The sequence below is a fragment of the Pseudonocardia hydrocarbonoxydans genome, assembly GCF_006539565.1.
In the GTDB taxonomy this organism is placed as follows: domain Bacteria; phylum Actinomycetota; class Actinomycetes; order Mycobacteriales; family Pseudonocardiaceae; genus Pseudonocardia; species Pseudonocardia hydrocarbonoxydans.
Genome location: NZ_BJNG01000003.1, coordinates 32,764 through 55,880 on the forward strand (window position 1 = coordinate 32,764; position 23,117 = coordinate 55,880).

Below are 23,117 nucleotides of genomic sequence, written 5' to 3' on the forward strand. Positions count from 1 at the left end.
GTGTCGTGCCCAGTCTCGGTGAACTCGAACGTGCGGTCATGGAGACGCTGTGGGCGGCCGCGGCGCCCCTCACGGCCCGCGGCGTCCAGGACGCCCTCGCCGCCCGCGACCTCGCCACCACCACCGTTCTCACCGTGCTCGGCCGCCTGGAGCGCAAGGGCCTGGTCACCCGCGAGCGCGAGGGGCGCGCCCACCGCTACCGGTCCGTCGCCAGCCGCGAGGACCACGTCGCCGAGCTGATGCGCGACGCGCTCGACGCCGCCCCCGACCCGGGGGCCGTGCTGGCCCGGTTCCTGGGCTCGATCCCCGCCGACGAGCGCGCCGCCCTGCGCGACCTGCTCGACTGAGGGGCCCTGCGACAATCCCCGCGTGATGGAGCTGACCGCGCTCGGGCTGCTGCTCCTGGGCGTCGTCCTGGCCGAGCCGGCCAGCCGGACGCTGGCCCGTGCGCGCTGGCCCGCGCGCGACCCGGTCGGGGCGCTGCTGGTGTGGCAGGCGGTCGGCCTGGCCGGCGGGCTGTCGCTGCTCGGCGCCGGGGTCGTGTACGGGCTGGCGCCGCTGGGCCCGACGCTGCCCGCCGCGCTGGCCGCCGTCGACGCCTCGGCGCCCGGCCGGCTCGGCGTCACCCACGTCGTGGCGCTGTCGCTGGCGCTGCTGCTCGCCCTGCGCCTGATCGGGGTGCTCGTCGCGGTCACGGTGCGCACCCAGCGGGCGCGGCGCCGGCACCGCGACCTGCTCGACGTCCTCGGCACGCCGTGGCCCGCCGCCCCCGGCGCCCGGGTGCTCGACCACCCGGTCCCGGTGGCCTACTGCCTGCCGGGGCTGCGGTCGCGGCTGGTGCTCTCGGCCGGCGTCCTCGACGCCCTCGAGCCGGCCGGGGTCCGCGCCGTGCTCGCCCACGAGCGCGCCCACCTGCGTGAGCGTCACGACCTCGTGGTGCTGCCGTTCGTCGCGTGGGGGGCGACGGCGCCGTTCGTGCAGGGCATGGTGTGCGCGCAGGTGGCGGTCGCCGCGCTGATCGAGATGCGGGCCGACGACGTCGCGGCATCCGGGGCGTGTTCCGGGGAGCTGGTGGGGGCGTTGCGCACGATGGGCGGCGCGGCCCCGGCGGCGGCGCTCAGCTCGTTCACCACGGCGCTGGACCGCAGGCTCGACCGCATCACCGACCCCCCGCCCCCGCTGCGGCGCCCGGTGCGGGTGCTGGTGCGCCTGGGCGCGCTCGCCCTGGTGGCGGTGCCGACGGCGCTGCTGCTGCTCAGCTGAGCGTCACCGCAGCGGCGCGGCCGCCACGCGCAGGGCGGTGAGCATCTCCGACCACGACCCGAGCAGCGTGGTCTCGTGGTACGGCACGCCGATCTCGGCGCAGAACTGCCGGACGACGACCCGGGCGCGGCGCTGGCGCGGCGTGGGCATCGACGGGAACAGGTGGTGCTCGATCTGGTGGTTCAGCCCGCCCATCGCGATGTGGAGCAGCCCGTCGGTGAACCGGCCCCCGCGGACGTTGCGCGAGGTCAGGACCTGCTTGCGCAGGAAGTCCATCCGCTCGGCCGGCATCAGCATGCCCTTGTGGTTCGGGGCGAAGATCGAGCCGAGGTAGACCCCGAACAGGCACTGGTGCACGGCGAGGAAGGCGACGGCGAGCCCGGGCGGCAGGACCACGAACAGCGCGGTGAGGTAGCCGCCGACGTGCCCGGCGATCAGGGCCAGCTCGGTGCGGCGCCACGGCATGCGGCCGCGGAGGAGGCCGTGGACGCTCGCCCGGCGCAGGTCGAGCCCGGCCAGGGTGATCGACGGCAGGAACAGCGCGTCCTGGTGGCGGACCAGGAGGCGGGCGATCCCCCGGCTGTCCCGGGCGTGCTCGGGGGTGAACACGATCGTGCCCGGTGCCACGTCGGGGTCGCGGCCGACGAGGTTGGGGTCGGCGTGGTGGCGGGTGTGCTTGCGCATCCACCAGCCGTAGGACATGCCGATGCCCAGGTTGCCGATCAGCCGCCCGGTGAGCTCGGCGGCGCGCCGGGTGCGGAACACCTGGCGGTGGGCCACGTCGTGGGCGAGCAGCGCCACCTGCCCGTAGACGACCGCGGCCACGGCCGCGACGAGCAGCTGCCACCAGGAGTCGCCGAGCACCACGAACGCCGCGACCGTCGCGGCGGCGACCGCGCCCAGCGTCACGGAGCGGCCCACGTAGTGGGCGGGCGCCGGGTCGAGCAGCCCGGCGGCGCCGATCCGGTGCGCGAGCCGGGCGAAGTCGCTCCCGGTGCGGGTCCCGACGGCGGTCGCCGCCTCGCGGCCCGGGAACGGCACCGGGCTCCGGCCGTCTGCACTCATGTGTCTCCCCGTCCCTCGTGCGGAATTCCACACCGCGGCACGACGGGAATCTCGGTCGCTCGGACGGCGAGGTCCAGGTTAGCCCGGAACGACCGGTTCCACCCGGTCCGGGCCGCCCGCGAGCAGCGCGAGTATGCCCAGCACGGGCAGCGCGCCGAGCAGGCAGAAGGCCGCGGGCACGCCGATGACGCTGCCCAGGCCACCGACCAGGGCCGCCCCGACGCCCGCGCCGGTCAGGAACACCAGCGTGGCGATCCCGAGCGCCACCCCCCGCTGGGCGCCGGGCACCGCCGCGCCGACCGAGGAGATCATCGCCGGCTGGCCGACGCCGAACGCGACCGTGACGAGCACGACGGCCAGCGCGAGCAGCCACGGTGACGCCAGCACCCCGCCCAGGGCCGCGACCAGCAGCGCGACCACGGCCGTCGGGCAGGCCAGGGCGATCGTCCGGCGGCCGCCGAGGCGGGCGAGCAGGCGGCGCGCGATCGGTGGCGAGAAGAACCCGACGACCGCCGCGGGCACCAGCAGCGTGCCCGTGGCCAGCGGGGTCCACCCCCAGGACGCGGCGGCCAGCGGCACGCCGAGCAGCAGGGCGAACCAGCTGGCGGGCACCGCGGCGGCGGCGAACGCGCTGCGCAGCACCGTCACGTTGGTGACGATCGAGCGGGGCAGGAAGCCGTCCGGGCGGCGGCGCACCCACCAGGCGACGGCGGGCACCCCGGTCACGAGCAGGACCGCACCGATCGACCCGGTGACGACACCGGCCGACGGCGACTGGATGAGCAGGACCAGCCCGGACGCGGCCAGCGCCACCAGCAGCGCACCGACCTTGTCGACGGGCTCGCCGCTGCCGCCCGCGGGGGCGCCGCGCCACAGTGCGGGGATCGCCAGCAACCCGGCGACCGGCAGTGCGACCGACCAGCGCCACCCGCCCAGTGCCACCAGCGCGCCGCCGAGCAGCGGGCCCAGCGCGCTGAGCGTCCCCGCGACCCCGGCCACCCGCCCGAGCGCCGCCCCCCGGGTCTCCCCGCTCCAGCGGGCGCTGATCAGCGCCGTCCCCAGCACCGCGACCGACGCGGCCCCGGCGCCCTGCAGGACCCGCGCCACCATCAGGACCGGGAAGTTCGGGGCGAGCGCCGCCCCGACCGCGCCGGCGCCCATCATCGCCACGCCGACGGTGAGCGGCAGCCGGATGCCGGCCATGTCGGCGAGGCGGCCGTGCAGCGGGGTCGCCACGGCCAGTGCGACGGTGTAGCCGCTGACGATCCAGGCCGCGGTGGCGGCGGTGATCCCCAGCTGCCCGGCGAGCTGCGGCAGCGCCACCGTCACCGCGGACGTCGAGGTGCCGGCGAGCCCGAACAGCAGGCCGAGCAGGACGGCGGTACGCCCGGGCGAATGCATGTCCTATGCCAACGATCGGGCGGCGGCGGAACATTCCCGGCCCGGGGCCCGTCCGTCGGTCCGCAGGCCGAGCCGGGCCCGCGGGCGTAGCGTGGAGAGGTGCCCCATGATCTCCCCCGCACCCTCGGCGCCCTGCGCGCCTCCGGTCACGAGCTGCGCGGCGTCAAGGACGAGATCCGCGCCAACCTCCTCGACGCCCTGCGCGCGGGCCGCGACCCGTGGCCCGGCATCGTCGGATTCGAGTCCACCGTGCTCCCGCAGCTGGAGCGGGCGCTGATCGCCGGGCACGACGTCGTGCTGCTCGGCGAGCGCGGGCAGGGCAAGACCCGCCTGCTGCGCTCGATCACGAACCTGCTCGACGAGTGGACGCCCGTCATCGCCGGCTCCGAGCTGGGCGAGCACCCCTACGACCCGATCACGCCCGCCTCCCGGCGCCGCGCAGACGAGCTCGGCGACGACCTGCCCGTCGACTGGCGCCACCGCGACGACCGCTACACCGAGAAGCTGGCCACGCCCGACACCGCGGTGGCCGACCTGATCGGCGACATCGACCCGGTCAAGGTGTCGGAGGGCCGCTCGCTGGGCGACCCGGAGACGATCCACTACGGGCTGGTCCCGCGGGCGCACCGCGGGATCGTCACGATCAACGAGCTGCCCGACCTGGCCGAGCGCATCCAGGTGTCGCTGCTCAACGTGATGGAGGAGCGCGACATCCAGGTGCGCGGCTACACGCTGCGCCTGCCGCTGGACATCCTGCTCGTGGCCAGTGCCAACCCCGAGGACTACACCAACCGCGGGCGGATCATCACCCCGCTCAAGGACCGGTTCGGCGCGGAGGTGCGCACGCACTACCCCCTCGAGCTCACCGACGAGATCACGCTGGTGGAGCAGGAGGCGCACCTGGTCGCCGACGTGCCGCGGCACCTGCTGGAGATCATCGCCCGGTTCACCAGGGCGCTGCGCGAGTCGAGCGCGGTCGACCAGGGATCAGGGGTGTCGGCGCGGTTCTCGGTGGCCGCCGCGGAGACCGTCGCGGCCGCCGCGCTGCGTCGCGCCGCGATCACCGGCGAGTCGCCCGCCGTCGCCCGGCCCGTCGACCTGGAGTCGGTGCCCACCGTGCTGCGCGGGAAGCTGGAGTTCGCCTCCGGCGAGGAGGGCCGCGAGATCGAGCACATGGAGCACCTGCTGCGCCGGGCCACCGCCGACACGGCCCGGGCCCGGTTGCGCGGCATCGACCTCAACCCGCTGGCCGAGGCCGTCGCCGCCGCGCCGGTGCGCACGGGGGAGCGGGTGTCGGCCGCCGAGGTCGTCGCCGCGCTGCCCCCGGTGGACGCGCTCACCGAGATCGCCAAGCGCCTCGACGCGGGTGGCACCGAGGACCCCGGCCGGATGGCCAGCGCCGCGGAGCTGGCGTGCGAGCTGCTGTTCCTCACCCGCCGCCTGGCCAAGGACACCGCCGACGACGACACCGTCAGCTACGGCTGACGAGATCGCCGACGGCGCCGCGCGAGGTCAGTCCGTCACCTCGATGCCCAGCACCCCGAGCAGCGCGGCCCCGAGCGGGACGAGCTGCTCGGGGCTGATCCGGGTACCGGCCAGCGACATCGCGCCGCGCACGTCGTCGAGCCGGGAGCCGTGCAGCCGGGTACCGGCCATGCGGGCCTCCTGGAACGACGCCTCGCGCAGGTCGCAGCCGAGGAACGCACAGCCCGAGGCGGTGAAGGAGTAGAGGTCGGCCGCGTGCAGCGAGGTGTTCTCGACCAGCAGGAACGTGCCCGTCGCCATCCGGAAGCCGGTGAGGTCGGCGCTGCTGTCGGTGATCCGCACGTCGTCCAGGCGCGCCCCGGCGAAGGACGCCCCGGTGAGCCGGCAGTCGGTGAAGGCGACCCGGCGCAGCACCGCGTCGTCGAGGACGGCCCCGGACAGGTCGCAGTGCTCGAAGCGGGTGTCGCGGGCCCGGAACCCGGTGAGCACCCGCCCGCTCAGATCGGCCCCGGTCCAGCGGCACTCGCGCAGGTCCAGGTCGGCGACGTGCGGTGGTACCTCGACCCCGGCGCCGGCGTCGAGCCCGTCCCACACGGCCCCGTCCTCGGCGAGCTCGGGCGCGGGATCCCAGCGCGACGGCGTGTCGGGCGGGTCCGGGAGCAGCTTGGTGGGTCGTGTGCGCCGGGCCCGAGCCATGCGCCGGACCCTACCCACCGCACGGAACGCCCCCAGGAGTCGCAGTGGGGTGGCTCCACTGCAACCCGGTTGGAGTGGAGCCACCCCACTGCGACTCACGGGGTGGCGGGTGGGCGGCGTCAGCCGGCGGCCTTCAGGCGGGGGCGCGGCGACGGCCGGGTCGCGGTCGCCTGGTAGCTCAGCAGCAGGTTCATGTCGCGGAACACCCCGGGCCGGGCGGCCAGCTCGGCGTGCGTCCCGGCGTCGACGACCCGGCCCCGGTCGATGACGTAGATGCGGTCGGCCCTGCGCAGCGTGGACAGCCGGTGCGCCACCACGATCACCGTGCGGCCCGCGGTGAGCCGCTCCAGGCCCTTCATCACCAGCGCCTCGCTGACGGCGTCGAGCCCGGAGGTCGGCTCGTCGAGGATGACGACCGGGGTGTCGCGGACCAGCGCCCGCGCGATCGCGATGCGCTGGCGCTGCCCGCCCGACAGCGAGCCGCCGCGCTCGTGCACCTCGGTGTCGTAGCCGTCGGGCAGCCGGTCGACGAACTCGTCGACGTAGGCCGCCTTCGCCGCCTCGACCAGCTGCTCGCGGGTGGCGTGGGGGGCACCGAAGGCGATGTTGTCCAGGATGGTGCCCGACATCAGCACCGCGTCCTGCGGCACGAGCGACACCTGGTCGCGGACGGAGTCCAGCGTCAGGTCCCGCACGTCGTGCCCGTCGAGGGTCACCGTGCCGGACTGCACGTCGTACAGGCGCGGGATCAGGCCGCCCACCGTCGACTTCCCGGCGCCGGTCGGCCCGGCGAGCGCGATCAGCTGCCCGGGCTGCGCGGTGAGGGTGACGTCGTGCAGGACCGGGCGGTCCGGGTCGTAGCCGAAGGTGACCCCGCGCAGGGCGACGTGGCCGCGCAGGTGGTGCAGCGGGCGGGCGTGCGGGGCGTCGCGCACGGCGGCCTCGACGGCGAGCACCTCCAGCACCCGGTCGGCGCCCGCCTGCCCTTTGCTGATCGTCGTCTGCAGCTTCGCGAGCTGCTTCACCGGCTGGTAGAGCTTCTCGTTGTAGGCCAGGAAGACCAGCAGCAGGCCCAGCTCCATCGACCCGTCGAGCACCCGCAGCGTGCCGACGAGCAGCACCACCGCCCGTCCGGTGTGCACGATGACGTCGACGGCGGCGGGCAGCCGCGCCGCGAAGTCGACGCGCTGCAGCCCGGCGGCGAGCCGCGCGTCGGAGAAGGACCGGAAGCGGCGCTCCGAGCGGCCCTCGCCGGAGTGGGACTTGACCAGCCGGATCGCCGAGAGCACCTCGGAGGCGTGCGAGGCGACGCGGCCCTCCTCCCTGCGCGCGGTGGCCGCCCAGCTCTTGATGATCCTCCGGTAGCGCACCAGCACCAGGTAGAGCGGCGGCACGACCAGCACCGAGAGCAGCGCGAAGAACGGGTCGATGAGCACCGAGATGACCAGGATGCCGACCAGCAGCGTCGCGTTGGGCAGCAGCACCGACAGCACCGCGACCAGCAGGCTCTGGATCGTGTTGACGTCGTTGGTGAGCCGGTTGCCCAGGTCGCCGACCCGCTGGGTCTGGTGGTAGTCCAGCGACAGCCGCTGCAGGTGCGCGAAGGTCGCCGTGCGCAGGTCGGCCAGCATCCGCTCCCCGACGCCCGCGAGCGCGCGCTCGGCGAGGTAGGTGGTCAGGGCGCCGAGGGCGGCGAGCCCGCACATCGCGGCGATGCACGCCCCCAGCAGGACGCCGCCGGACAGCGGCCCGAACGGCCGGTCCTGCAGCAGGTGGTCGACGACGATCTTGAGCGGCCACGGCAGGGCGAGGGCCAGTCCGGCGCCGGCGAGGACGAGCAGCCCGCCGACGGTGAGCTCGCGGCGGTGGGGGGCCAGGGTGGCGCGGAAGCGCCAGAGCACGGAGAACATCTCAGGCCGCCCGCCCCGCTCCGTGCTCGCGGGCGAAGGCCGCCACGACGGCCCGGTCGCGCCCGCGGGTGAGCAGGGCGGGCGCGTCGTCGAGCGGGACCCAGCGCACCTCGTCGATCTCGGCGGGGTCGGGCGGCGCCGCGGTCCCGACCGGGGTCATGTGCCAGAACCGGACGTGCTTGGCCCGGTTGTTGCGGTCGCGGTAGCGCACCGAGTGGATCTCCGCGCCCATCCGGCAGCGCAGCCCGGTCTCCTCGCGCACCTCGCGCAGCGCGCACTCCTGCACGGTCTCCCCCGGGGCGGTGGCGCCCTTCGGGATCGACCAGTCGCCGTGGCGCACCCGGTGCACGAGGAGGACCTCGGGCCCGGCCGGTCCGGGTCGCGCCACCAGCCCGCCCCCGGCCACCTTGGCCGGGCCGTCGTCGTCGGCGGGCAGCAGGTGGCCCAGCGCGGCCACCCCGGCCAGCGCCTTCTCGACCTGCCGGGTCACCCACACCCGCCGGGTGACGATCCGCGCCAGCTCCCGGCGGGTCGGGCAGGCGGGCAGCCGCTGCTTCAGCTCGTGGGCGGCGCAGACCCGCAGCGCCGCGGCCGCCGCCGTCCGCAGGGCGTCGGCGGCGGGCCAGAGCCCGATCACCGGGAACTCCAGCCGGGCCGCCACCTCGACGACGACGACCAGCTCGGCCGCCCGGCGGTGCAGCGACTCCAGGTCCTGCACCGGGGTCTCCTTCACCAGCTTGCGCCACCGGCGGTGCAGCATCGGCGGCAGCAGGACCGCGGCCGGCAGCCCGGGGTCGCCGACGGGCGCGGCGGCCCGCAGCGGGGCCGGCTCGCGCCCGGAGGCGAGGAAGGCCAGCGCCGCGCCGGTCTCGGGGTCCAGCGCCGCCGGGACGGCCGCGACCAGCGCGGCCCGCTCGGCGGCCGTCGCGCGGAGGATCTCCCGGGCCGGGCCGTCGCCACCGCACTCCAGCAGCAGCCGGGACTCCCCGTCCAGCGCGGCGATCCGCGCGAGCACGCCCGTCATCTCGTCGAGGCCGCCGCGCAGCGCGACCGTCCACTCCTTGTCCAGGACCGGGCGCAGCGACCGCAGGTCCGTGCGCAGCGCCACCAGCGCGTCGAGCGCCGCCGCCACCTCCGCGGCGCCGTCCTCCCGGGTGAGCACCCGCAGCCAGCCGACGACGGTGGCCGCGTCCCCGGCCAGCCGGGTGCGGGCGACGGAACCGATGCTGGGGGTGAGGGGCGGCGCACTGTCCATGACGACGAGGGTCCGGACGGGGGATGGCGTGTGCATGAACGGCCGGTGAGCGGCCTCTCATCCGGCACGATGGCGGGGTGACCGCACCGCTCGTCCCCGCCGGCGCCCGGGTCGGGTTCGTCGCGCACGCCGGGGGCCGGGTCCGCGTCCTGCGTGGCGGCGGGCCCGGCGGGGTCCCCGTCGTCCTGGTGCACGGCGGCGGCCCGGACAACGCGGCGATCTCGTGGTTCGAGGTGTTCGGCGAGCTGGCCCGGTCACGTCCGGTGCTCGCCCCGGACCTGCCGGGCTTCGGCCGCACCGACGGCGTGCCCGTCGACGGCTCGCCCGCCGCCATGGCCGATCTCGCGGTCGCCGTCGCCGGTGCCGGCCCGGCCGTCTGGATCGGGGTGTCGATGGGCGGCGACGTCGTGCTCAACGTGGCGCTGCGCCACCCCGGGGCGGTCGCCGGGCTCGTCGCGGTGGCACCGGGCGGGCTCGCCGCGTACGCCGGGAACCGGGTGCTGCACCCGCTGGCCTGGCTCGCCTGCCGGCTCCCCGACGCGGTGCTGCTGCCCGCGCTGCGGCTGGCGGGCCGGTTCACCGGCGCCGCGGTCCGCGCCATGGTGCACGACCCGGCGAGCGTGCCGCCGGCCGTCCGCGAGGAGATGGTGCGGGAGTCGCGGCGCGCACCCACGGGGTACCTGCGCTACAACCAGGCCACGGTCGGGCCGTGGCGGATGCGCAACGACCTGAGCGGGCGCGTCGGGCGGATCCGGGCCCCGGCGCTGTTCGTCCACGGCCGGCAGGACCGGCTCGTCGACCCGCGGGACTCGCTGCGGGCCGCCGCCGCGATGCCCGACGCCCGCGCCGTCCTGCTCGACGGGTGCGGCCACTGGGTGCAGATCGAGGCCCGCGACCGGTTCCTGGCCGAGCTCGGGCCCTTCCTGCGCCGGATCGACGACGAGCACGACCGGGGTGCGCGGACGTAGCGTGGAGGGGTGACACGACGACGCCCCGGTTACCGCTACGGCCGCTACGTCGACGGCCCCGACCCGCTGGCGCCGCCGTTCGACCTGCGCGCGGCGATGGACGAGATCGGCCGCGACGTCATGGAGGGCTCGTCCCCCCGGTCGGCGCTGCAGGAGCTGCTGCGGCGCGGCATGGAGAACCGCCGGGGCCTCGACGAGCTGACCCGTGAGCTCTACCAGCGGCGCAGCCGGCTGCAGCGGGAGAACCGGCTCGACGGCACGCTGCAGGAGGTCCGGGAGCTGCTGCAGCGCGCGCTGGACGCCGAGCGCGACTCGCTCGGCCGCCAGGACACCGACGACGCCCGGTTCCGGGAGATGCAGCTCGACGCCCTGCCCACCGACACCGGCGGCGCCGTCCGCGAGCTGAACGAGTACGACTGGCAGAGCTCCGACGCCCGGGAGGCCTACGAGGAGATCCGCGACCTGCTCGGCCGGGAGATGCTCGACCAGCGCTTCGCCGGGATGAAGCAGGCGATGCAGAACGCCACGCCGGAGGACGTCGAGCGCATCCGGCAGATGCTCGACGACCTCAACGCGCTGCTGGCCGAGCACGCCGCCGGGCAGGACACCACCGAGCGGTTCGCCGAGTTCATGGCCCGCCACGGCGAGCACTTCCCGGAGAACCCGCAGAACACCGAGGAGCTGGTCGACCTCCTGGCCCAGCGCGCCGCCGCCGCCCAGCGGATGCTCAACTCGATGACCGAGGCCCAGCGCCGGGAGCTCATGGAGCTGTCGCAGCAGGCGTTCGGCGACCCCCGGCTCGCGCAGGCGATGGCGCAGCTCGACGCCCAGCTGCAGGGCCTGCGCCCCGGCGAGGACTGGGACGGGCGGGGCCGGTTCCGCGGCGAGAACCCGATGGGCATGGGCGAGGCGACCCGCGCGATGGAGGAGCTCGGGCAGCTCGACGCGCTGGCCGAGCAGCTCTCCCAGAGCTACCCGGGCGCGCGGCTGGAGGACATCGACCTCGACGCGGTCGGGAGGCACCTGGGCGACCAGGCCCGCGTCGACGCCCGCGCGCTGGCCGACCTGGAACGCGAGCTGCAGCGGCAGGGGCTGTTCGAGCGCGCCGCGGACGGGTCGCTGCAGCTGTCCCCGAAGGCGCTGCGGCGGCTGGGGGAGTCGGCGCTGCGCGAAGTCGTCGACCGGATCGGGGCCCGGCGCGGCGAGCGTGACACCCACCGCTCCGGGGCGGCGGGGGAGGCCACCGGCGCCACGCGGCCGTGGGCGTTCGGCGACACCGAGGCGTGGAACGTGCCCCGCACCCTGCTCAACGCGCAGCTGCGGCGGGCGGGCGGCGATTCCCGGCAGCTCGACGTCACCGACGTGGAGATCATCGAGACCGAGCAGAAGACCCGCGCCTGCGTCGCGCTGTGCGTCGACACCTCGTGGTCGATGGTGCAGGACGGGCGCTGGGTGCCGATGAAGCGCACCGCGCTGGCCCTGCACCAGCTGATCTCCACCCGGTTCCGCGGCGACGACCTGAAGCTGATCACGTTCGGCCGGCACGCGCGGTCGGTCGAGCTGGGCGAGCTGGTCGGCCTCGACGGCGCCTACGAGCAGGGCACCAACTTGCACCACGCGCTGCTGCTCGCGGGTGCCCACCTGCGCCGCAACCCCGACGCCCAGCCGGTGGTGCTCGTCGTCACCGACGGGGAGCCCACCGCGCACCTGGAACCCGACGGGCACGCCGACTTCGACTACCCGACGAGCCCGGCGACGCTGCGCGCCACCATCGCGGAGGTCGACCGGCTCACCGGCCTGCGGGCGTCGTTCACCTTCTTCGTCCTCGGCGACGACCCGCGGCTGGCCGCGTTCATGGACGGGGTGGCGCGTCGGTGCGGCGGGCGGGTCGTCGCCCCCACCCTCGACGGCCTCGGCGCCGAGGTCGTGGCCGACTACCTTCGCACCCGCCGCTGACCCTCAGCGGTCGAGCGCGGCGAGCGGCGTGCGGAGCGCGCCGGCTCCTCCGGGGTTGACCCTGACACGGTGTCACGGTCTTCACTGGGGACGAGGAGGTGGTCCGGATGACCGTGTCGGGGCTGGTGGACGGGGACCCGTCGGTGCGGCTGCGGGCGGCGCTGGCGATCGGCACGAGTCCGGACGCGCGGCACGTCGCCGGGCTCGTGGAGCGCTGTGCGACCGAGCCCGACCTCTCGGTGCGCGAGATGCTGACGTGGGCGCTGCTGCGCCACCCGCAGGCGCTCACCGTCCCGCGGCTGGTCGAGGAGCTCCGCTCGGACCGCGCGCAGGCACGCAGCCAGGCGCTGCACACGCTGTCCAAGATCGGCGACCGGACGGCGTGGCCGGCGATCACCCGGCGGCTGCTCACCGACCCCGACGACGAGGTGGCGCGCAGCGCCTGGCGGGCGGCCGTCGTCCTCGTCCCCGACGACGGCCGGCCCGCGCTGGCCACCGTGCTGGCGACGCAGCTCGGGCGCGGCGGGCCGGAGGTGCGGCTCAGCTTGTCCCGGGCGCTGGTCGCGCTCGGCGGGACGGCGGATCCGGTGCTGCGGGCCGCGACGGCGGACCCTGACCCGCTCGTGCGGGCCCACGCGAACGCCACGCGGCGGCTGTGGCGCGATCCGGACGCCGGGTTCGCCTCCGCGGTCGAGCATGCCCGGCGTGTCGTCGCCCTCGGCGGGCGGGGGACGGCGGACGGGTGCTGATCGGGGAGGTGGCCCGCCGCTCCGGGGTCAGCGCGCGCATGCTGCGGCACTACGAGTCGCTGGGCCTGGTCCGGCCGACGGGGCGCAGCGCGTCCGGCTACCGGGAGTACTCGGGGGAGGACGTCCGGCGGCTCCTGCACGTCGAGAGCCTGCGGTCGCTCGGGCTGTCGCTGCGGGAGGTCGGGCGCGCGCTGGACGACCCCGCGTTCGCCCCAGCCGAGCTGGTCGACGACCTCGTCCGCCGCACCCGCGCCCGCATCGCGGACGAGACGGAGCTGCTCACCCGGCTGCGCGGCGTCGGCTCGGCGGGGCCGGCCGACTGGGCGGACGTGCTGCGGATCGTCGCGCTGTTGCGGTCGCTGGCCTCCGACAGCGCCGGGCGCCGCCAGCAGGCGGCCCTGTCCACCGCCGACGACGGAACGGTGCCCGTCGACGCGCTGGCCGACGCGGTGTTGGGCGAGGCGGACCCGCACGTCGCCGGGGCCCTGCGGTGGGCGCTGGCGCGGGCGGGCGGCGCCGCGGTCGCCCGGCTCGCCGACGGGCTCGGCTCGCCCGCGGCGGCGGTGCGCGAGCGGGCGGTGCGGTCACTGGTCGAGATCCCGGACGCGGCGGCGACCGCCGCGCTGCACGACGCCCTCGCCCACCCCGACGCCGCGGTGCGCCGGTGCGCGGCATCGGCGCTCGGGGCCCGCGGGTCGGTCGCCGCGATCCCCACGCTCGTCGGGATGGTCGTCGACGGCGCCGACGACGTCGATGCCGCCGACGCGCTGGGTGTGCTGGCGGCCGACCCCGCGGTGGCCGGGCAGGTCGCGGACGACCTCGTCGGGGCGCTCGACGGCGCCGGGCCGCCGGCCCGTCGACGGCTGGCCCAGGCCATGGCGGAGGTCCCCGGGCCGGTGACCCGACGGGCGCTGGCGGTGCTGGCGCGCGACGACGACCGGGCCGTGGCGCTCACCGCGGCCTACGTGCTGCGGGTGCACGACGGCCGGTGACGGGCCTGTCGCGCCGGGCTCGGCGGTACTACGGTCGGCCGCCGTAGCCGAGGAGGAGCCGTGCCCAGTTCGTACCGCGTGCACCGGGTGGTCGACGCCGACCCGCAGACCGTGTGGGACCTGCTGACCGACGCGCCCGCCTACCCGTCCTGGAACCCGGCGGTGGTGTCGCTGGGCGGCCGGATCGCGGTGGGGGAGAAGCTCGCGATGGTCTCGGTCGTCGCCCCGGACCGCACGTTCACCCTCACCGTCGACCGCCTCGACGCGCCGCGGACGATGGTCTGGTCCGGCGGGCTGCCGCTCGGCCTGTACCGCGGCGTCCGGACGTTCACGCTGGCCCCGCTGGACGGCGGCCGCACCGACTTCACGATGGCGGAGGTGTTCGGCGGCCCGCTCGCGCCGCTGGTCGGCCGGTTCGTGCCGGACATGACCGACTCCTTCGAGCAGTTCGGGGACGCCGTCGCCGCGGCCGCGGTGCGCGGCTGACCCGTGGCCGGGCGGATCACCTGGCGGCCGGCCACGGCCGGGGACCTCCCGATGCTGGGGCGCTGGCTCGCCGAGCCCACGGTCGCCCGGTGGTGGAACCACGAGACCTCGCCCGAGGCCGTCGAGCGCGACTTCGGGCCGACCCTGCGCGGCGAGGAGCCCGCGGAGGACCTCGTCGCCTCCCTCGACGGGCGGCCCTTCGGCCTGGCGCAGCGGTGCCGGATCGACGCCTACCCCGACGAGCACGCGGCGTTCGCGGCGGTCACCGAGGTGCCCGACGGTGCGGTGACGATCGACTACCTGGTCGCCGAGCCCGGCCGCGGCCTCGGCACGCCGATGATCCGGTCGCTGGTCGCCGACACCTGGCGGGCCCACCCGGACGCCCCGTGCGTGATCGTGGCGGTGGCCGCGGGCAACGTCGCGTCGTGGCGGGCGCTGGAGAAGGCCGGGTTCGTCCGCGTCGCGCAGGGTCACTTCACGCCGGACAACCCCGTCGACGACGGCCGGCACGTCGTCCACCGGATCGACCGGCCGCGGCGGTGCGCCCGCTGCCCGGCCGAGCGGGAGGGGGCCGACCCGGCGTGGTCGCGGGGGCCGGAGGGGTGGCTCTGCCCGGACTGCACCCGGCGCCACGTCCGCGACATCGAGGCGAAGCTCGCACCGGAGTGGTGGTGAGGCCCGCGTAGGTTGTCGGGTATGCACACCTGGGCCTCCGTCGACGTCCCGCTCGTGCCCGGCGAGGGCCCGCCCCTGCGCCTGTACGACACCTCCACCGGCCGTATCCGGCCCACCGCGCCCGGCCGCGAGGCGCTGATGTACGTCTGCGGCATCACGCCCTACGACGCCACCCACCTCGGTCACGCCGCCACGTATCTGGCGTTCGACCTGGTCAACCGGGTGTGGCGCGACCTCGGGCACGAGGTGCACTACGTGCAGAACGTCACCGACATCGACGATCCGCTGCTCGAGCGCGCCGCCCGCGACCAGGACGACTGGGTCGTGCTCGGGATGCGGGAGACGGCGCTGTTCCGCGAGGACATGGAGGCGCTGCGGGTCCTCCCGCCGCGGCACTACATCGGTGCGGTCGAGGCGATGGGGGAGATCTCCGAGCTGGTCGGCAAGCTGCTGGCCTCCGGAGCGGCCTACCGCGTCGACGACCCGCAGTTCCCCGACGTCTACTTCGACGCCGCCGTCACCGGGCGGTTCGGCTACGAGTCGAACTACGACGAGGAGACGATGCTGCGCTTCTCCGCCGAGCGCGGCGGCGACCCCGACCGGCCCGGCAAGCGCAGCCCGCTCGACCCGCTGCTGTGGCGCATGGCCCGCGACGGCGAGCCGCACTGGGAGTCCGACCTGGGGCCCGGGCGGCCGGGCTGGCACGTCGAGTGCACCGCGATCGCGCTCAACCGCCTCGGCCCGCAGATCGACCTCAACGGCGGCGGCTCCGACCTGATCTTCCCGCACCACGAGTGCGGCGCGGCCCACGCCGAGGCGTTCACCGGGGTGCACCCCTTCGCGCGGCACTACACGCACACCGGGATGATCGGCCTCGACGGCGAGAAGATGTCGAAGTCCCGCGGCAACCTGGTGTTCGTGTCCAAGCTGCGCTCGCAGGGCGTCGACCCGAACGCGATCCGGGCGGCGCTGCTGGCCGGGCACTACCGCACCGACCGCGCCTGGACCGGGGCCCTGCTCGAGGAGGCGGACGCCCGGCTGGCCCGGTGGCGCGAGGCGGTCGCGCTGCCGGCGGCACCGCCTGCCGACGACCTGGTGACTGCCCTGCGCACCCACCTCGCCGACGACCTCGACACCCCGCGGGCGCTGGCGGCCGTCGACGCGTGGGCCGCCGCGGCGCTGGAGCGCCGCGGCACCGACGGGGACGCCACGGCGCTGGCCCGTGACGCGATCGACGCGCTGCTGGGCATCCGCCTCTGAGGGCGGGTCGTTCAGTCCGGGGGCTCCGGCGTGTCGTCGTCGGGGTCGCCGGCGTCGTCGGGCCCGGACGGGTCGGCGGTGGTCTCCGCGGGCGAGCCGGGCACGGGGACGTCGAGATCGAGATCGGGTGCGTCGGGGTTGAGGGGGCCGTCGGGGTCGGGTTGGTGGGCCATACCGGGGGCGTACCCGTTCTGGTTGCATGTTCCACATGGCCCACAACGTGCTCGGCGGCGACCTGGTGGTCTGCGGCACCGACCCGATGACCGGCTTCTACCGCACCGGGTGCTGCGACACCGGCGGCGAGGACGCCGGGGTCCACACCGTGTGCGCGCAGGTCACCGCGGAGTTCCTGGAGTTCAGCGCCGCGGCGGGCAACGACCTGTCGACGCCGCGGCCGGAGTACGGCTTCCCCGGGCTGCGCCCGGGTGACCGCTGGTGCCTGTGCGCGTCGCGGTGGGCGGAGGCCAGGGAGGCGGGCGTCGCGCCGCCGGTCGTGCTGGAGGCCACCCACGCCCGCACGCTGGAGTGGATCGACCTGGCCGACCTGACGGCGCACGCGAGCACGTGATCACCCCGGAGCTCGCGCTGCGGCTGCGGGCGGCCGGGCTGGAGTGGTCGCCGGCGTCGGGCGACCGTTTCGTCCTCGCCGGCCGCGACATGGACGGCGAGGTGTTCGTCGTCAGCGAGCTGACGATCGAGGTGCACGACGGCCCGGGCGGGCGTGTCCTGCGCTTCAACGGCACCACCGAGTGGGCGTTGGACAGCGTCGACGTCGAGGCGGCGGTGTGGCTGCCCCACGAGGGCCAGCTCCGGGCGGCACTCGGGACGGCGTTCCGGTCGCTGGAGCCGGTCGGCGACGGCTGGGCCGTGGTCACCGCCGACGGGGCCCGCCACGTCGACGTCGACGCCGAGCGCGCCTACGCCCGCGCGGTGCTGTCGCTGCTCGGCCGCTGAGGCCCGGAGGGCGTCAGCGTGACCACGAGGGTCAGGGTGCGGACTCGGGGTCGGCCGCGGTGAGGTGCGCCCACATGCGCTCGGCGATCCCGCCGGACCACACGGCCCGGCGGGCGGCCTCGTCGTCGGGGATCACCGGGGCGCTGTCGGCGGCGCCGGCGCGGTGGACCTCCAGCTCGACCCGGGCGGCGTCCTCGAGGTACCAGCTCAGGACCACGGCGCGCTCGATCGAGGAGCCGACCACGACGGCCCCGTTGCCGCGCATGACGATGGCGGCGCCGTCACCGAGCTCGTCGGCGAGGGCGTCGGCGGCGGCGGTGTCGCGCAGCAGCTGCACGTCGTCCCACAGGGCCACCCGCGGCGCGAGGTAGCAGCCGAAGCCGTGCCGGGCGCGGGGCACCCGGCGCAGCGCCGACAACGCCATGACCTGCGGCGACTGGATCCGGCAGACCGCACCGACGTCGGCGCGGCGGGCATAGACGCTCTGGTGCAGGCGCACCTCGCCGAGCACGCCCGCGGGCAGCTGACCACGGACGGGCACCCGGGTGCACGGGACGCCCGCAGGGACGAGGCCCATCGGCACGGGTGGGCAGACCAGGAACGTGTCCGCGTCCAGGCGTACCGAGACGTGTCCGTAGGCGTGCACGAGGCCGGCCCGGGACAGGGAGCGGGCCGCGATCCGGACCGAGCGGGCCGCGGCGTCGACGCCGCCGCACTGCAGCGTGTTCACGCGTTCTGCGCGGACGTCGCGAGCCCGTCGCGTCCGCCCGCGCCCGCGGCGTCCTGGACGGAGCCGAGCAGCTTCTCCAGCAGGTGCACCAGGGTCTCCTTCTCGTCGGCGCTGAGTCCGCCGGTCAGCAGCTCGAGGTAGCGCCAGTGCCCCGGCAGGAACCCGGCGAGGAACTCGGTGCCCGCCTCGGTGATGGAGACGAGGAAGGAGCGCCGGTCGTCGGGGTTGACCGCGCAGTCGACCAGCCGGCGCCGCCGCAGGCCGTCGACCACGCTGGTCAGGTTGCCGGGGCGCACCGCGACCGCGTCGCCCAGCTCGGCCATCGTCAGTGCTCCGTCGGCCCGGTGCAGCACCGTGAGGACGTTGAACTGGCGCAGCGTGATGTCGTGCGGGGCGAGCTCGGCGGTGTGCGCCCGGTCGTAGACCGCGGTCGTGCGGTACAGCGTCAGGGTGAGCGCGAGGACTGTCGGATCGAGGTCGGTCCCGAACTCGCGGGTGGCGATCTCGACCTGTTCACCGATGCTCAGCGACGACCTGCGGGGGCCTCGGGTCATGGGCCTTCCTCACGTGAGCTCTTGTCCCGGAAACGGATGGGAGCGGCTCCGACCGGCGCCGCTGCGCCGCCGCAGGGCGTCGCGCAGGGCCGCTCGGATCGGTTCGGCCGCCGTCACATGATGGCAGGAGCGCGGCCTCCGGGAAAGTAGTCGCCATCGATAAAAGTCGTCTTGACTGATAGTTACCAACTATGAATACTTCTGCACCGGTGGCTGACGTCACACAGAGAGGTGGACCGGTGGCAGAGATTCTCGGGATCGGGTTGTCCCACTACCCGCCCTTCGGGGGCACGGACCAGGACATGGCGGGGATCCTGCGGTGGACGCTGCAGGACCCGGCGATCCCCGACAGCCAGCGCGACCCGGCGAACTGGCCGGCGCTCATGCAGCGCGAGTGGGGCCAGGACCAGGGCGCGTCCGCGGCGCCGGAGCACCGGGCGGCCCTCGTGGCGGGCTTCGAGCGGACCCGTGCCGCGCTCGACGACTTCCAGCCCGACGCGGTGCTGATCTGGGGCGACGACCAGTACGAGAACTTCCGCGAGGACATCATCCCGCCCTACGCGGTGCTCGCCTACGAGGACATGGAGGTCCGCCCGTGGGCGCAGGCGTCCGAGTCCTCGGACATGGTGGGCAAGCCCAACGCGTGGGGGGAGCCCGCGGACACGGTCTTCGCGGTGCGCGGCAGGCCCGACATCGCCAAGCATCTCGTGACAGGCCTGCTCGAGCAGGGCGTCGACGCGGCCTACGCCTACGAGAAGCTCCACCACCCCGGTCTGCCGCACGCGTTCCTCAACGCGGTCCTCTACCTCGACTACCACCGGGCGGGCTTCCCCTACCCGGTGATCCCGTTCCCGATCAACTGCTACGGCCGCCGCGTCGTGAGCTACCGCGGGTTCACCAGCAGGCTGGGCGAGACCAGGGAGCTGGACCCGCCGTCGCCGCAGCCCCGCCGGCTCATGGACGTGGGTGCCGCGGCGGCACGGATCCTGGCCGACTCGCCGTGGCGAATCGCGCTGGTGGCGTCCTCGAGCTGGTCGCACGCCTTCCTCTGCGACCCGACCTACCGGCTGCGCCCCGACACCGCGGCCGACCTGCGGCTCTACGACGCGCTGGTCAAGGGCGACCTCGACGAGTGGCGCGGCACGCCGCTGGAGTCCATCGAGGAGTCCGGCCAGCAGGAACTGCTCAACTGGTTCCCGCTGCTCGGCGCCATGGAGGCCCTCGGCAGGCCGACGCCGACGTGGAGCGACTTCACCCCGACCGACGTCTTCAACTCCAACAAGGTGTTCGTGACCTACGAACCGTAGGCGGCGTCCGACGCCGAGCCCGACCGACCCCCAGAGGAGTCCCGCCCATGACATCGCCGTCCCGGCCCGTCGCCGAGATCGACGCGGAGAACCTGGTGCTCCAGGGCCCCAAGACGTTCCGCGTCCACGGCAGCGTCTACACCGACGAGGCCGTCTTCCGGGAGGAGATGCAGCGCATCTACTCCTCGACCTGGGTCTTCGTCGCCCACGAGAGCCAGCTCCCGCACCCCGGGGACTACAAGACCTCGCACATCGGGCTCCAGCCGGTGATCGTGAGCCGCTCGGAGGACGGCGCGGTGCACGTGCTGTTCAACCGCTGCGTGCACAGGGCCGCCGTGGTCTGCCGCATGGACAAGGGGACCGCCAACTACTTCCGCTGCCCGTACCACGGCTGGGTGTACGGCAACGACGGCCGGCTCACCGGGATCTCCCAGCGGGGCGGCGGGTACGACGACGACTTCGACGCCCCGGAGGGGCTCAAGCGGGCCGCGCGCGTCGAGAGCTACCGGGGGCTGGTGTTCGCCTCGCTGAACCCCGACGTCCCACCGCTGACCGAGCACCTGGGCAACGCACGGCACTGGATCGACCGGCAGTTCGACCGCTCGCCGGAGGGCTCGATCGACCTGCGCTACGCGCCGCACGTCAGCCAGTACGAGGGCAACTGGAAGTTCCAGGCCGAGAACACGGTGGACGGCTACCACGGCGACCACGTGCACGAGTCCTTCTGGATGGTCCAGGAGCAGTTCGGCCGGGAGTCCGGGACGCACGGTGCCTACACCCAGAGCTCGGTCCGCGACATCAAGAAGATGCGCCGCCAGGGCCAGGTCATGGGCTTCGAGGGCGGTCACGGCCTGTGGAACACCCCGTTCGACCCCGCGGCGCTCGACGGTCTGCTCGCCGGCCCCCACGCCGACTACTACCAGACCCTGCTGGACCGTCACGGGCGCGACGAGCTGCTCGTGATGCTGTCCAACATCAACGTCTACGTCTTCCCCAACCTCGGGGTGCTGCACGGCCAGCTGCGCGTGATCCGGCCGATGACAGTGGAGCGGACCGAGGTCGCCCTGTACCCCTTCGCCCTGTCGGGGGCCCCGGACGCGCTCAACGAGGAGCGGCTCGCGGGCTACGAACGCTTCTTCGGGCCGAGCAGCTTCGGCTCGCCCGACGACGTGGAGATCTTCGCCCTCAACCAGGAGGGCCTGCAGGCCGGGGCCGTGGACTGGCTGATCCTCGAGCGCGGGATCAGCCGGGAGAAGGTGGTCGACGACGTCGACCGGACCAGTCACGTCACCGACGAGACGCCGCAGCGGCAGTTCTACCGGCGGTGGCTGCGGGCGATGGGTGCCTCCGCGGTGCCGGACACGGTGCCGGAGCCCCTGCGGGCGCAGGCCCGGGTGGCGGGGGCGCAGGCATGAGCGCCCCCACCGCCGGCGATCTCACCACCCTCGACGTCGCCGCCGCCGCCGCGTTCCTGCACCGCGAGGCCCGGCTGCTCGACGAGCGCAGGCTGGACGAGTGGCTGGGGCTCTTCGCCCCGGACGCGCTGTACTGGCTGCCGATCAACGCCGACGCCGAGCCGGGGACGCACCGCGACACCTCGCTCATCTTCGACGGCGACGTGCGCAGGCGGGAGCGCGTCTACCGGCTGCTGTCGACGCCGCTGCCCTCGCAGAACCCGCCGTCACGCACCCTGCACGCGGTGTCGAACGTCGAGGTCGAGCCGGCCGCGGACGGGGTCGTGCGGGTGTACTCCAACCAGCTCGTGGTCGAGGTGCGGACCGGTGACCACACCCAGCGCGGCCTGGGTACGCAGAACATCTTCGCCGGGCACTGCACCCACGACCTGGTGCGCCACGAGGGGGAGTGGCGGATCCGGATGAAGAAGCTGGTCCTGCTGACGCGCGACGCCGCCGTCCCCAACCTGACCTTCATGCTGTGAACGCCGACCAGACGGACACCTGGGTGGTCCGCAACGAGTTCGCCATGGTCGAGGTGGCGCTGGACCGGCAGGCGCACGACGCGCGGCTGCGCATCACCGACCGGCAGACCGGTCGGACCGTCCACCTCGACGCCCTCGAACTGGAGGCGCTGACCCGCATCGGGCACGGCGATCTCCGGTCGCTCCTCGATCCGTCCGGCCCGACGGCCGTGCTGCACGAGGACTGACCGCACGTCCGGCCGCCGCGGGGACCGGCCGAGCACCTGACCGCACCACCACCGGGCGAGCCCGGCGGCAGGAGCGGGCCCTCATCGCAACGAAGCCAAGGAGGCAGGAACATGGCCCGTCCGGGAACCACACCAGCGGGACGGCGCCCGCGCCGCAGCGCGGGTCACATCGTGCGCAGGACACTGGCGGCCGCGGCCGTCCTGCTGCTGGCCGCCGGGTGCGCCGGATCGGGAGGCGGTGCCGACGCCCCCACACCCGTCCGGGTCGGTGCGACGTTCGGCGGCAGCGACATCGCCTTCTTCCTGGCGCAAGAGCGCGGCTACTTCGCCGAGGCGGGACTCGACGTCGAGCTCGTCAAGTTCGCGTCGGCCTCGGACATGATCGCGCCGCTGGGCGCGGGCCAGATCGAGGTGGCGGGCGGCGCCCCGAGCGCGGGCCTGTTCAACGCGCTGTCCCGCGACGTCGGCCTGAAGATCGTCGCGGACAAGGGCACCAACGTGCCGGGCCAGGGCTACTTCTCCCTCCTGGTGCGCCGCGACCTCGTCGACAGCGGGCAGTACACCGGTCTCGGCGACCTCGCCGGGCGCAGGATCGGCTTCACCGGCGCGGGCAACACGACGCAGGCCCTGGTCGCCGCCGGGCTGGAGTCGGTGGGCCGGCAGTACGGCAACGCCGGGATCGGTGAGGAGTTCCTCGGCTTCGCCGAGCAGGTCACCGCGCTGCAAAACGGATCCATCGAGGCGGGCACGGTCATCGAGCCGTTCGCCTCACGCGCGGTCGCCGACGGCTCGGTCGTGGCCTACCCCGGTGACGAGTTCTACCCGAACCAGCAGGTGGCGGTCGTGATGTACGGCGAGAGCTTCATCGACGACGACCCCGACGCCGCGCGCCGGTTCATGATCGCCTACATGCGCGCGGCACGGGACTACAACGACGCGATCGTCGACGGCAGGCTGGCCGGCCCCGGGGCCGACGCGATCATCGCCACCCTGGTCGCGAACACCACGGTCAAGGACCCGGAGGTGCACCGCAACGCCGGGCCCGCCGGACTGCAGCCCGACGTCTCCCTGTCGCTGGAGAGCATGGAGCGCGACCTCGCGTTCTGGAAGTCGCAGAACCTGATCGAGGGCGAGATCTCGCTCGCCGACGCGGTCGACACCTCCTTCGTGGACGCGGCGGTCGGCGAGCTCGGCCCGTACGAGTCCCCGAACTGAGGCCCACCACCCACCGCGGGAAGGACCGAC

25 protein-coding genes are annotated in these 23,117 nt (G+C 74.9%); 17 read left to right on the top strand and 8 right to left on the bottom strand.

Annotation, left to right across the window (positions count from 1 at the left end; genetic code table 11):
• Positions 1–5 precede the first annotated feature (5 nt).
• Positions 6–347, top strand: coding sequence for a BlaI/MecI/CopY family transcriptional regulator (locus PHY01_RS01460; RefSeq protein ID WP_141276359.1), 342 nt, complete (start codon positions 6–8; stop codon positions 345–347).
• Positions 348–372: 25 nt separating this feature from the next.
• Entirely contained in the window at positions 373–1,263 is an 891-nt protein-coding gene (locus PHY01_RS01465) for a M56 family metallopeptidase (protein WP_141276578.1), read from the top strand.
• A 3-nt stretch (positions 1,264–1,266) separates the two neighbouring features.
• Here PHY01_RS01465 and PHY01_RS01470 read toward each other — a convergent pair whose 3' ends face one another.
• Both PHY01_RS01470 and PHY01_RS01475 read right to left on the bottom strand, forming a co-directional pair.
• Positions 1,267–2,328 carry a fatty acid desaturase family protein gene (locus PHY01_RS01470; RefSeq protein ID WP_141276360.1) on the bottom strand — a complete coding sequence of 354 codons (1,062 nt, stop codon included), beginning with the start codon at positions 2,326–2,328 and terminating at the stop codon, positions 1,267–1,269.
• A 78-nt stretch (positions 2,329–2,406) separates the two neighbouring features.
• On the bottom strand, positions 2,407–3,729 hold the full coding sequence (locus PHY01_RS01475; protein WP_141276361.1) for an MFS transporter: 1,323 nt from the start codon (positions 3,727–3,729) through the stop codon (positions 2,407–2,409).
• Positions 3,730–3,828: 99 nt separating this feature from the next.
• Between PHY01_RS01475 and PHY01_RS01480 the strand changes: the two genes are divergently transcribed.
• Positions 3,829–5,214: an ATP-binding protein gene (locus PHY01_RS01480; RefSeq protein ID WP_141276362.1), complete on the top strand. Its 1,386-nt coding sequence runs from the start codon at positions 3,829–3,831 to the stop codon at positions 5,212–5,214.
• A 27-nt stretch (positions 5,215–5,241) separates the two neighbouring features.
• Here PHY01_RS01480 and PHY01_RS01485 read toward each other — a convergent pair whose 3' ends face one another.
• The 3 genes from PHY01_RS01485 to PHY01_RS01495 form a co-directional block, all read right to left on the bottom strand.
• Positions 5,242–5,910, bottom strand: a complete 669-nt coding sequence (locus tag PHY01_RS01485) for a pentapeptide repeat-containing protein (protein WP_141276363.1) — start codon at positions 5,908–5,910, stop codon at positions 5,242–5,244.
• A gap of 119 nt (positions 5,911–6,029) precedes the next feature.
• Positions 6,030–7,811, bottom strand: a complete 1,782-nt coding sequence (locus tag PHY01_RS01490; protein WP_170183595.1) for an ABC transporter ATP-binding protein — start codon at positions 7,809–7,811, stop codon at positions 6,030–6,032.
• Positions 7,812–7,821: 10 nt separating this feature from the next.
• Positions 7,822–9,075: an NUDIX hydrolase gene (locus PHY01_RS01495; RefSeq protein WP_141276365.1), complete on the bottom strand. Its 1,254-nt coding sequence runs from the start codon at positions 9,073–9,075 to the stop codon at positions 7,822–7,824.
• A gap of 77 nt (positions 9,076–9,152) precedes the next feature.
• Here PHY01_RS01495 and PHY01_RS01500 point away from each other — a divergent pair, with 77 nt between their 5' ends.
• The 7 genes from PHY01_RS01500 (at position 9,153) to mshC (ending at position 16,161) form a co-directional block, all read left to right on the top strand.
• On the top strand, positions 9,153–10,043 hold the full coding sequence (locus PHY01_RS01500) for an alpha/beta fold hydrolase (RefSeq protein WP_141276366.1): 891 nt from the start codon (positions 9,153–9,155) through the stop codon (positions 10,041–10,043).
• A 9-nt stretch (positions 10,044–10,052) separates the two neighbouring features.
• Complete coding sequence (locus PHY01_RS01505) at positions 10,053–11,999, top strand: vWA domain-containing protein (protein WP_141276367.1); 1,947 nt, start codon at positions 10,053–10,055, stop codon at positions 11,997–11,999.
• Between the two features lie 107 nt (positions 12,000–12,106).
• The gene (locus PHY01_RS01510) at positions 12,107–12,748 is read left to right on the top strand and encodes a HEAT repeat domain-containing protein (RefSeq protein WP_141276368.1); all 642 of its coding nucleotides are present in this window, start codon (positions 12,107–12,109) and stop codon (positions 12,746–12,748) included.
• Positions 12,742–13,740 carry a MerR family transcriptional regulator gene (locus PHY01_RS01515; protein ID WP_141276369.1) on the top strand — a complete coding sequence of 333 codons (999 nt, stop codon included), beginning with the start codon at positions 12,742–12,744 and terminating at the stop codon, positions 13,738–13,740. Before PHY01_RS01510 ends, PHY01_RS01515 begins: the two co-directional genes overlap by 7 nt.
• 60 nt (positions 13,741–13,800) lie before the next feature.
• Complete coding sequence (locus PHY01_RS01520) at positions 13,801–14,226, top strand: SRPBCC domain-containing protein (RefSeq protein WP_141276370.1); 426 nt, start codon at positions 13,801–13,803, stop codon at positions 14,224–14,226.
• A 3-nt stretch (positions 14,227–14,229) separates the two neighbouring features.
• Complete coding sequence (locus tag PHY01_RS01525; protein WP_246085619.1) at positions 14,230–14,901, top strand: GNAT family N-acetyltransferase; 672 nt, start codon at positions 14,230–14,232, stop codon at positions 14,899–14,901.
• Between the two features lie 21 nt (positions 14,902–14,922).
• Positions 14,923–16,161 (top strand): cysteine--1-D-myo-inosityl 2-amino-2-deoxy-alpha-D-glucopyranoside ligase, encoded by a 1,239-nt coding sequence (gene mshC / locus PHY01_RS01530; protein ID WP_141276371.1) that lies wholly within the window; start codon positions 14,923–14,925, stop codon positions 16,159–16,161.
• 11 nt (positions 16,162–16,172) lie between these two features.
• Here the strand turns inward: mshC and PHY01_RS26125 are convergent, their stop codons facing one another.
• The gene (locus PHY01_RS26125) at positions 16,173–16,334 is read right to left on the bottom strand and encodes a hypothetical protein (protein ID WP_170183596.1); all 162 of its coding nucleotides are present in this window, start codon (positions 16,332–16,334) and stop codon (positions 16,173–16,175) included.
• A 35-nt stretch (positions 16,335–16,369) separates the two neighbouring features.
• On the opposite strand from PHY01_RS26125, the gene PHY01_RS01535 reads away from it, so the two are divergent.
• Both PHY01_RS01535 and PHY01_RS01540 read left to right on the top strand, forming a co-directional pair.
• Positions 16,370–16,729, top strand: coding sequence for a DUF2237 family protein (locus PHY01_RS01535; protein ID WP_141276581.1), 360 nt, complete (start codon positions 16,370–16,372; stop codon positions 16,727–16,729).
• Positions 16,726–17,115: a pilus assembly protein CpaE gene (locus PHY01_RS01540; protein ID WP_141276372.1), complete on the top strand. Its 390-nt coding sequence runs from the start codon at positions 16,726–16,728 to the stop codon at positions 17,113–17,115. The genes PHY01_RS01535 and PHY01_RS01540 overlap by 4 nt, the downstream gene beginning before the upstream one ends.
• A gap of 31 nt (positions 17,116–17,146) precedes the next feature.
• Here PHY01_RS01540 and PHY01_RS01545 read toward each other — a convergent pair whose 3' ends face one another.
• Positions 17,147–17,845 (bottom strand): class II aldolase/adducin family protein, encoded by a 699-nt coding sequence (locus PHY01_RS01545; RefSeq protein WP_218029966.1) that lies wholly within the window; start codon positions 17,843–17,845, stop codon positions 17,147–17,149.
• On the bottom strand, positions 17,842–18,399 hold the full coding sequence (locus PHY01_RS01550; protein ID WP_141276373.1) for a MarR family winged helix-turn-helix transcriptional regulator: 558 nt from the start codon (positions 18,397–18,399) through the stop codon (positions 17,842–17,844). The genes PHY01_RS01545 and PHY01_RS01550 overlap by 4 nt, the downstream gene beginning before the upstream one ends.
• Before the next feature lie 239 nt (positions 18,400–18,638).
• On the opposite strand from PHY01_RS01550, the gene PHY01_RS01555 reads away from it, so the two are divergent.
• From PHY01_RS01555 to PHY01_RS01575, 5 genes are all read left to right on the top strand, one after another.
• Positions 18,639–19,706 carry a class III extradiol ring-cleavage dioxygenase family protein gene (locus PHY01_RS01555; protein WP_141276374.1) on the top strand — a complete coding sequence of 356 codons (1,068 nt, stop codon included), beginning with the start codon at positions 18,639–18,641 and terminating at the stop codon, positions 19,704–19,706.
• Between the two features lie 47 nt (positions 19,707–19,753).
• Entirely contained in the window at positions 19,754–21,121 is a 1,368-nt protein-coding gene (locus PHY01_RS01560; protein ID WP_141276375.1) for an aromatic ring-hydroxylating oxygenase subunit alpha, read from the top strand.
• Positions 21,118–21,645 (top strand): aromatic-ring-hydroxylating dioxygenase subunit beta, encoded by a 528-nt coding sequence (locus tag PHY01_RS01565; RefSeq protein ID WP_141276376.1) that lies wholly within the window; start codon positions 21,118–21,120, stop codon positions 21,643–21,645. The genes PHY01_RS01560 and PHY01_RS01565 overlap by 4 nt, the downstream gene beginning before the upstream one ends.
• Positions 21,642–21,872 carry a hypothetical protein gene (locus PHY01_RS01570; protein ID WP_141276377.1) on the top strand — a complete coding sequence of 77 codons (231 nt, stop codon included), beginning with the start codon at positions 21,642–21,644 and terminating at the stop codon, positions 21,870–21,872. The genes PHY01_RS01565 and PHY01_RS01570 overlap by 4 nt, the downstream gene beginning before the upstream one ends.
• 171 nt (positions 21,873–22,043) lie before the next feature.
• Positions 22,044–23,087 carry an ABC transporter substrate-binding protein gene (locus PHY01_RS01575; RefSeq protein ID WP_170183597.1) on the top strand — a complete coding sequence of 348 codons (1,044 nt, stop codon included), beginning with the start codon at positions 22,044–22,046 and terminating at the stop codon, positions 23,085–23,087.
• Positions 23,088–23,117 lie beyond the last annotated feature (30 nt).

Coding starts and splice junctions, on each gene's coding strand:
- PHY01_RS01485 (WP_141276363.1), bottom strand. CDS start 5,910: ATGGCTCGGGCCCGGCGCACACGACCCACCAAGCTGCTCCCGGACCCG.
- PHY01_RS01535 (WP_141276581.1), top strand. CDS start 16,370: ATGGCCCACAACGTGCTCGGCGGCGACCTGGTGGTCTGCGGCACCGAC.
- mshC (WP_141276371.1), top strand. CDS start 14,923: ATGCACACCTGGGCCTCCGTCGACGTCCCGCTCGTGCCCGGCGAGGGC.
- PHY01_RS01475 (WP_141276361.1), bottom strand. CDS start 3,729: ATGCATTCGCCCGGGCGTACCGCCGTCCTGCTCGGCCTGCTGTTCGGG.
- PHY01_RS01550 (WP_141276373.1), bottom strand. CDS start 18,399: ATGACCCGAGGCCCCCGCAGGTCGTCGCTGAGCATCGGTGAACAGGTC.
- PHY01_RS01465 (WP_141276578.1), top strand. CDS start 373: ATGGAGCTGACCGCGCTCGGGCTGCTGCTCCTGGGCGTCGTCCTGGCC.
- PHY01_RS01470 (WP_141276360.1), bottom strand. CDS start 2,328: ATGAGTGCAGACGGCCGGAGCCCGGTGCCGTTCCCGGGCCGCGAGGCG.
- PHY01_RS01495 (WP_141276365.1), bottom strand. CDS start 9,075: ATGGACAGTGCGCCGCCCCTCACCCCCAGCATCGGTTCCGTCGCCCGC.
- PHY01_RS01560 (WP_141276375.1), top strand. CDS start 19,754: ATGACATCGCCGTCCCGGCCCGTCGCCGAGATCGACGCGGAGAACCTG.
- PHY01_RS01510 (WP_141276368.1), top strand. CDS start 12,107: ATGACCGTGTCGGGGCTGGTGGACGGGGACCCGTCGGTGCGGCTGCGG.
- PHY01_RS26125 (WP_170183596.1), bottom strand. CDS start 16,334: ATGGCCCACCAACCCGACCCCGACGGCCCCCTCAACCCCGACGCACCC.
- PHY01_RS01565 (WP_141276376.1), top strand. CDS start 21,118: ATGAGCGCCCCCACCGCCGGCGATCTCACCACCCTCGACGTCGCCGCC.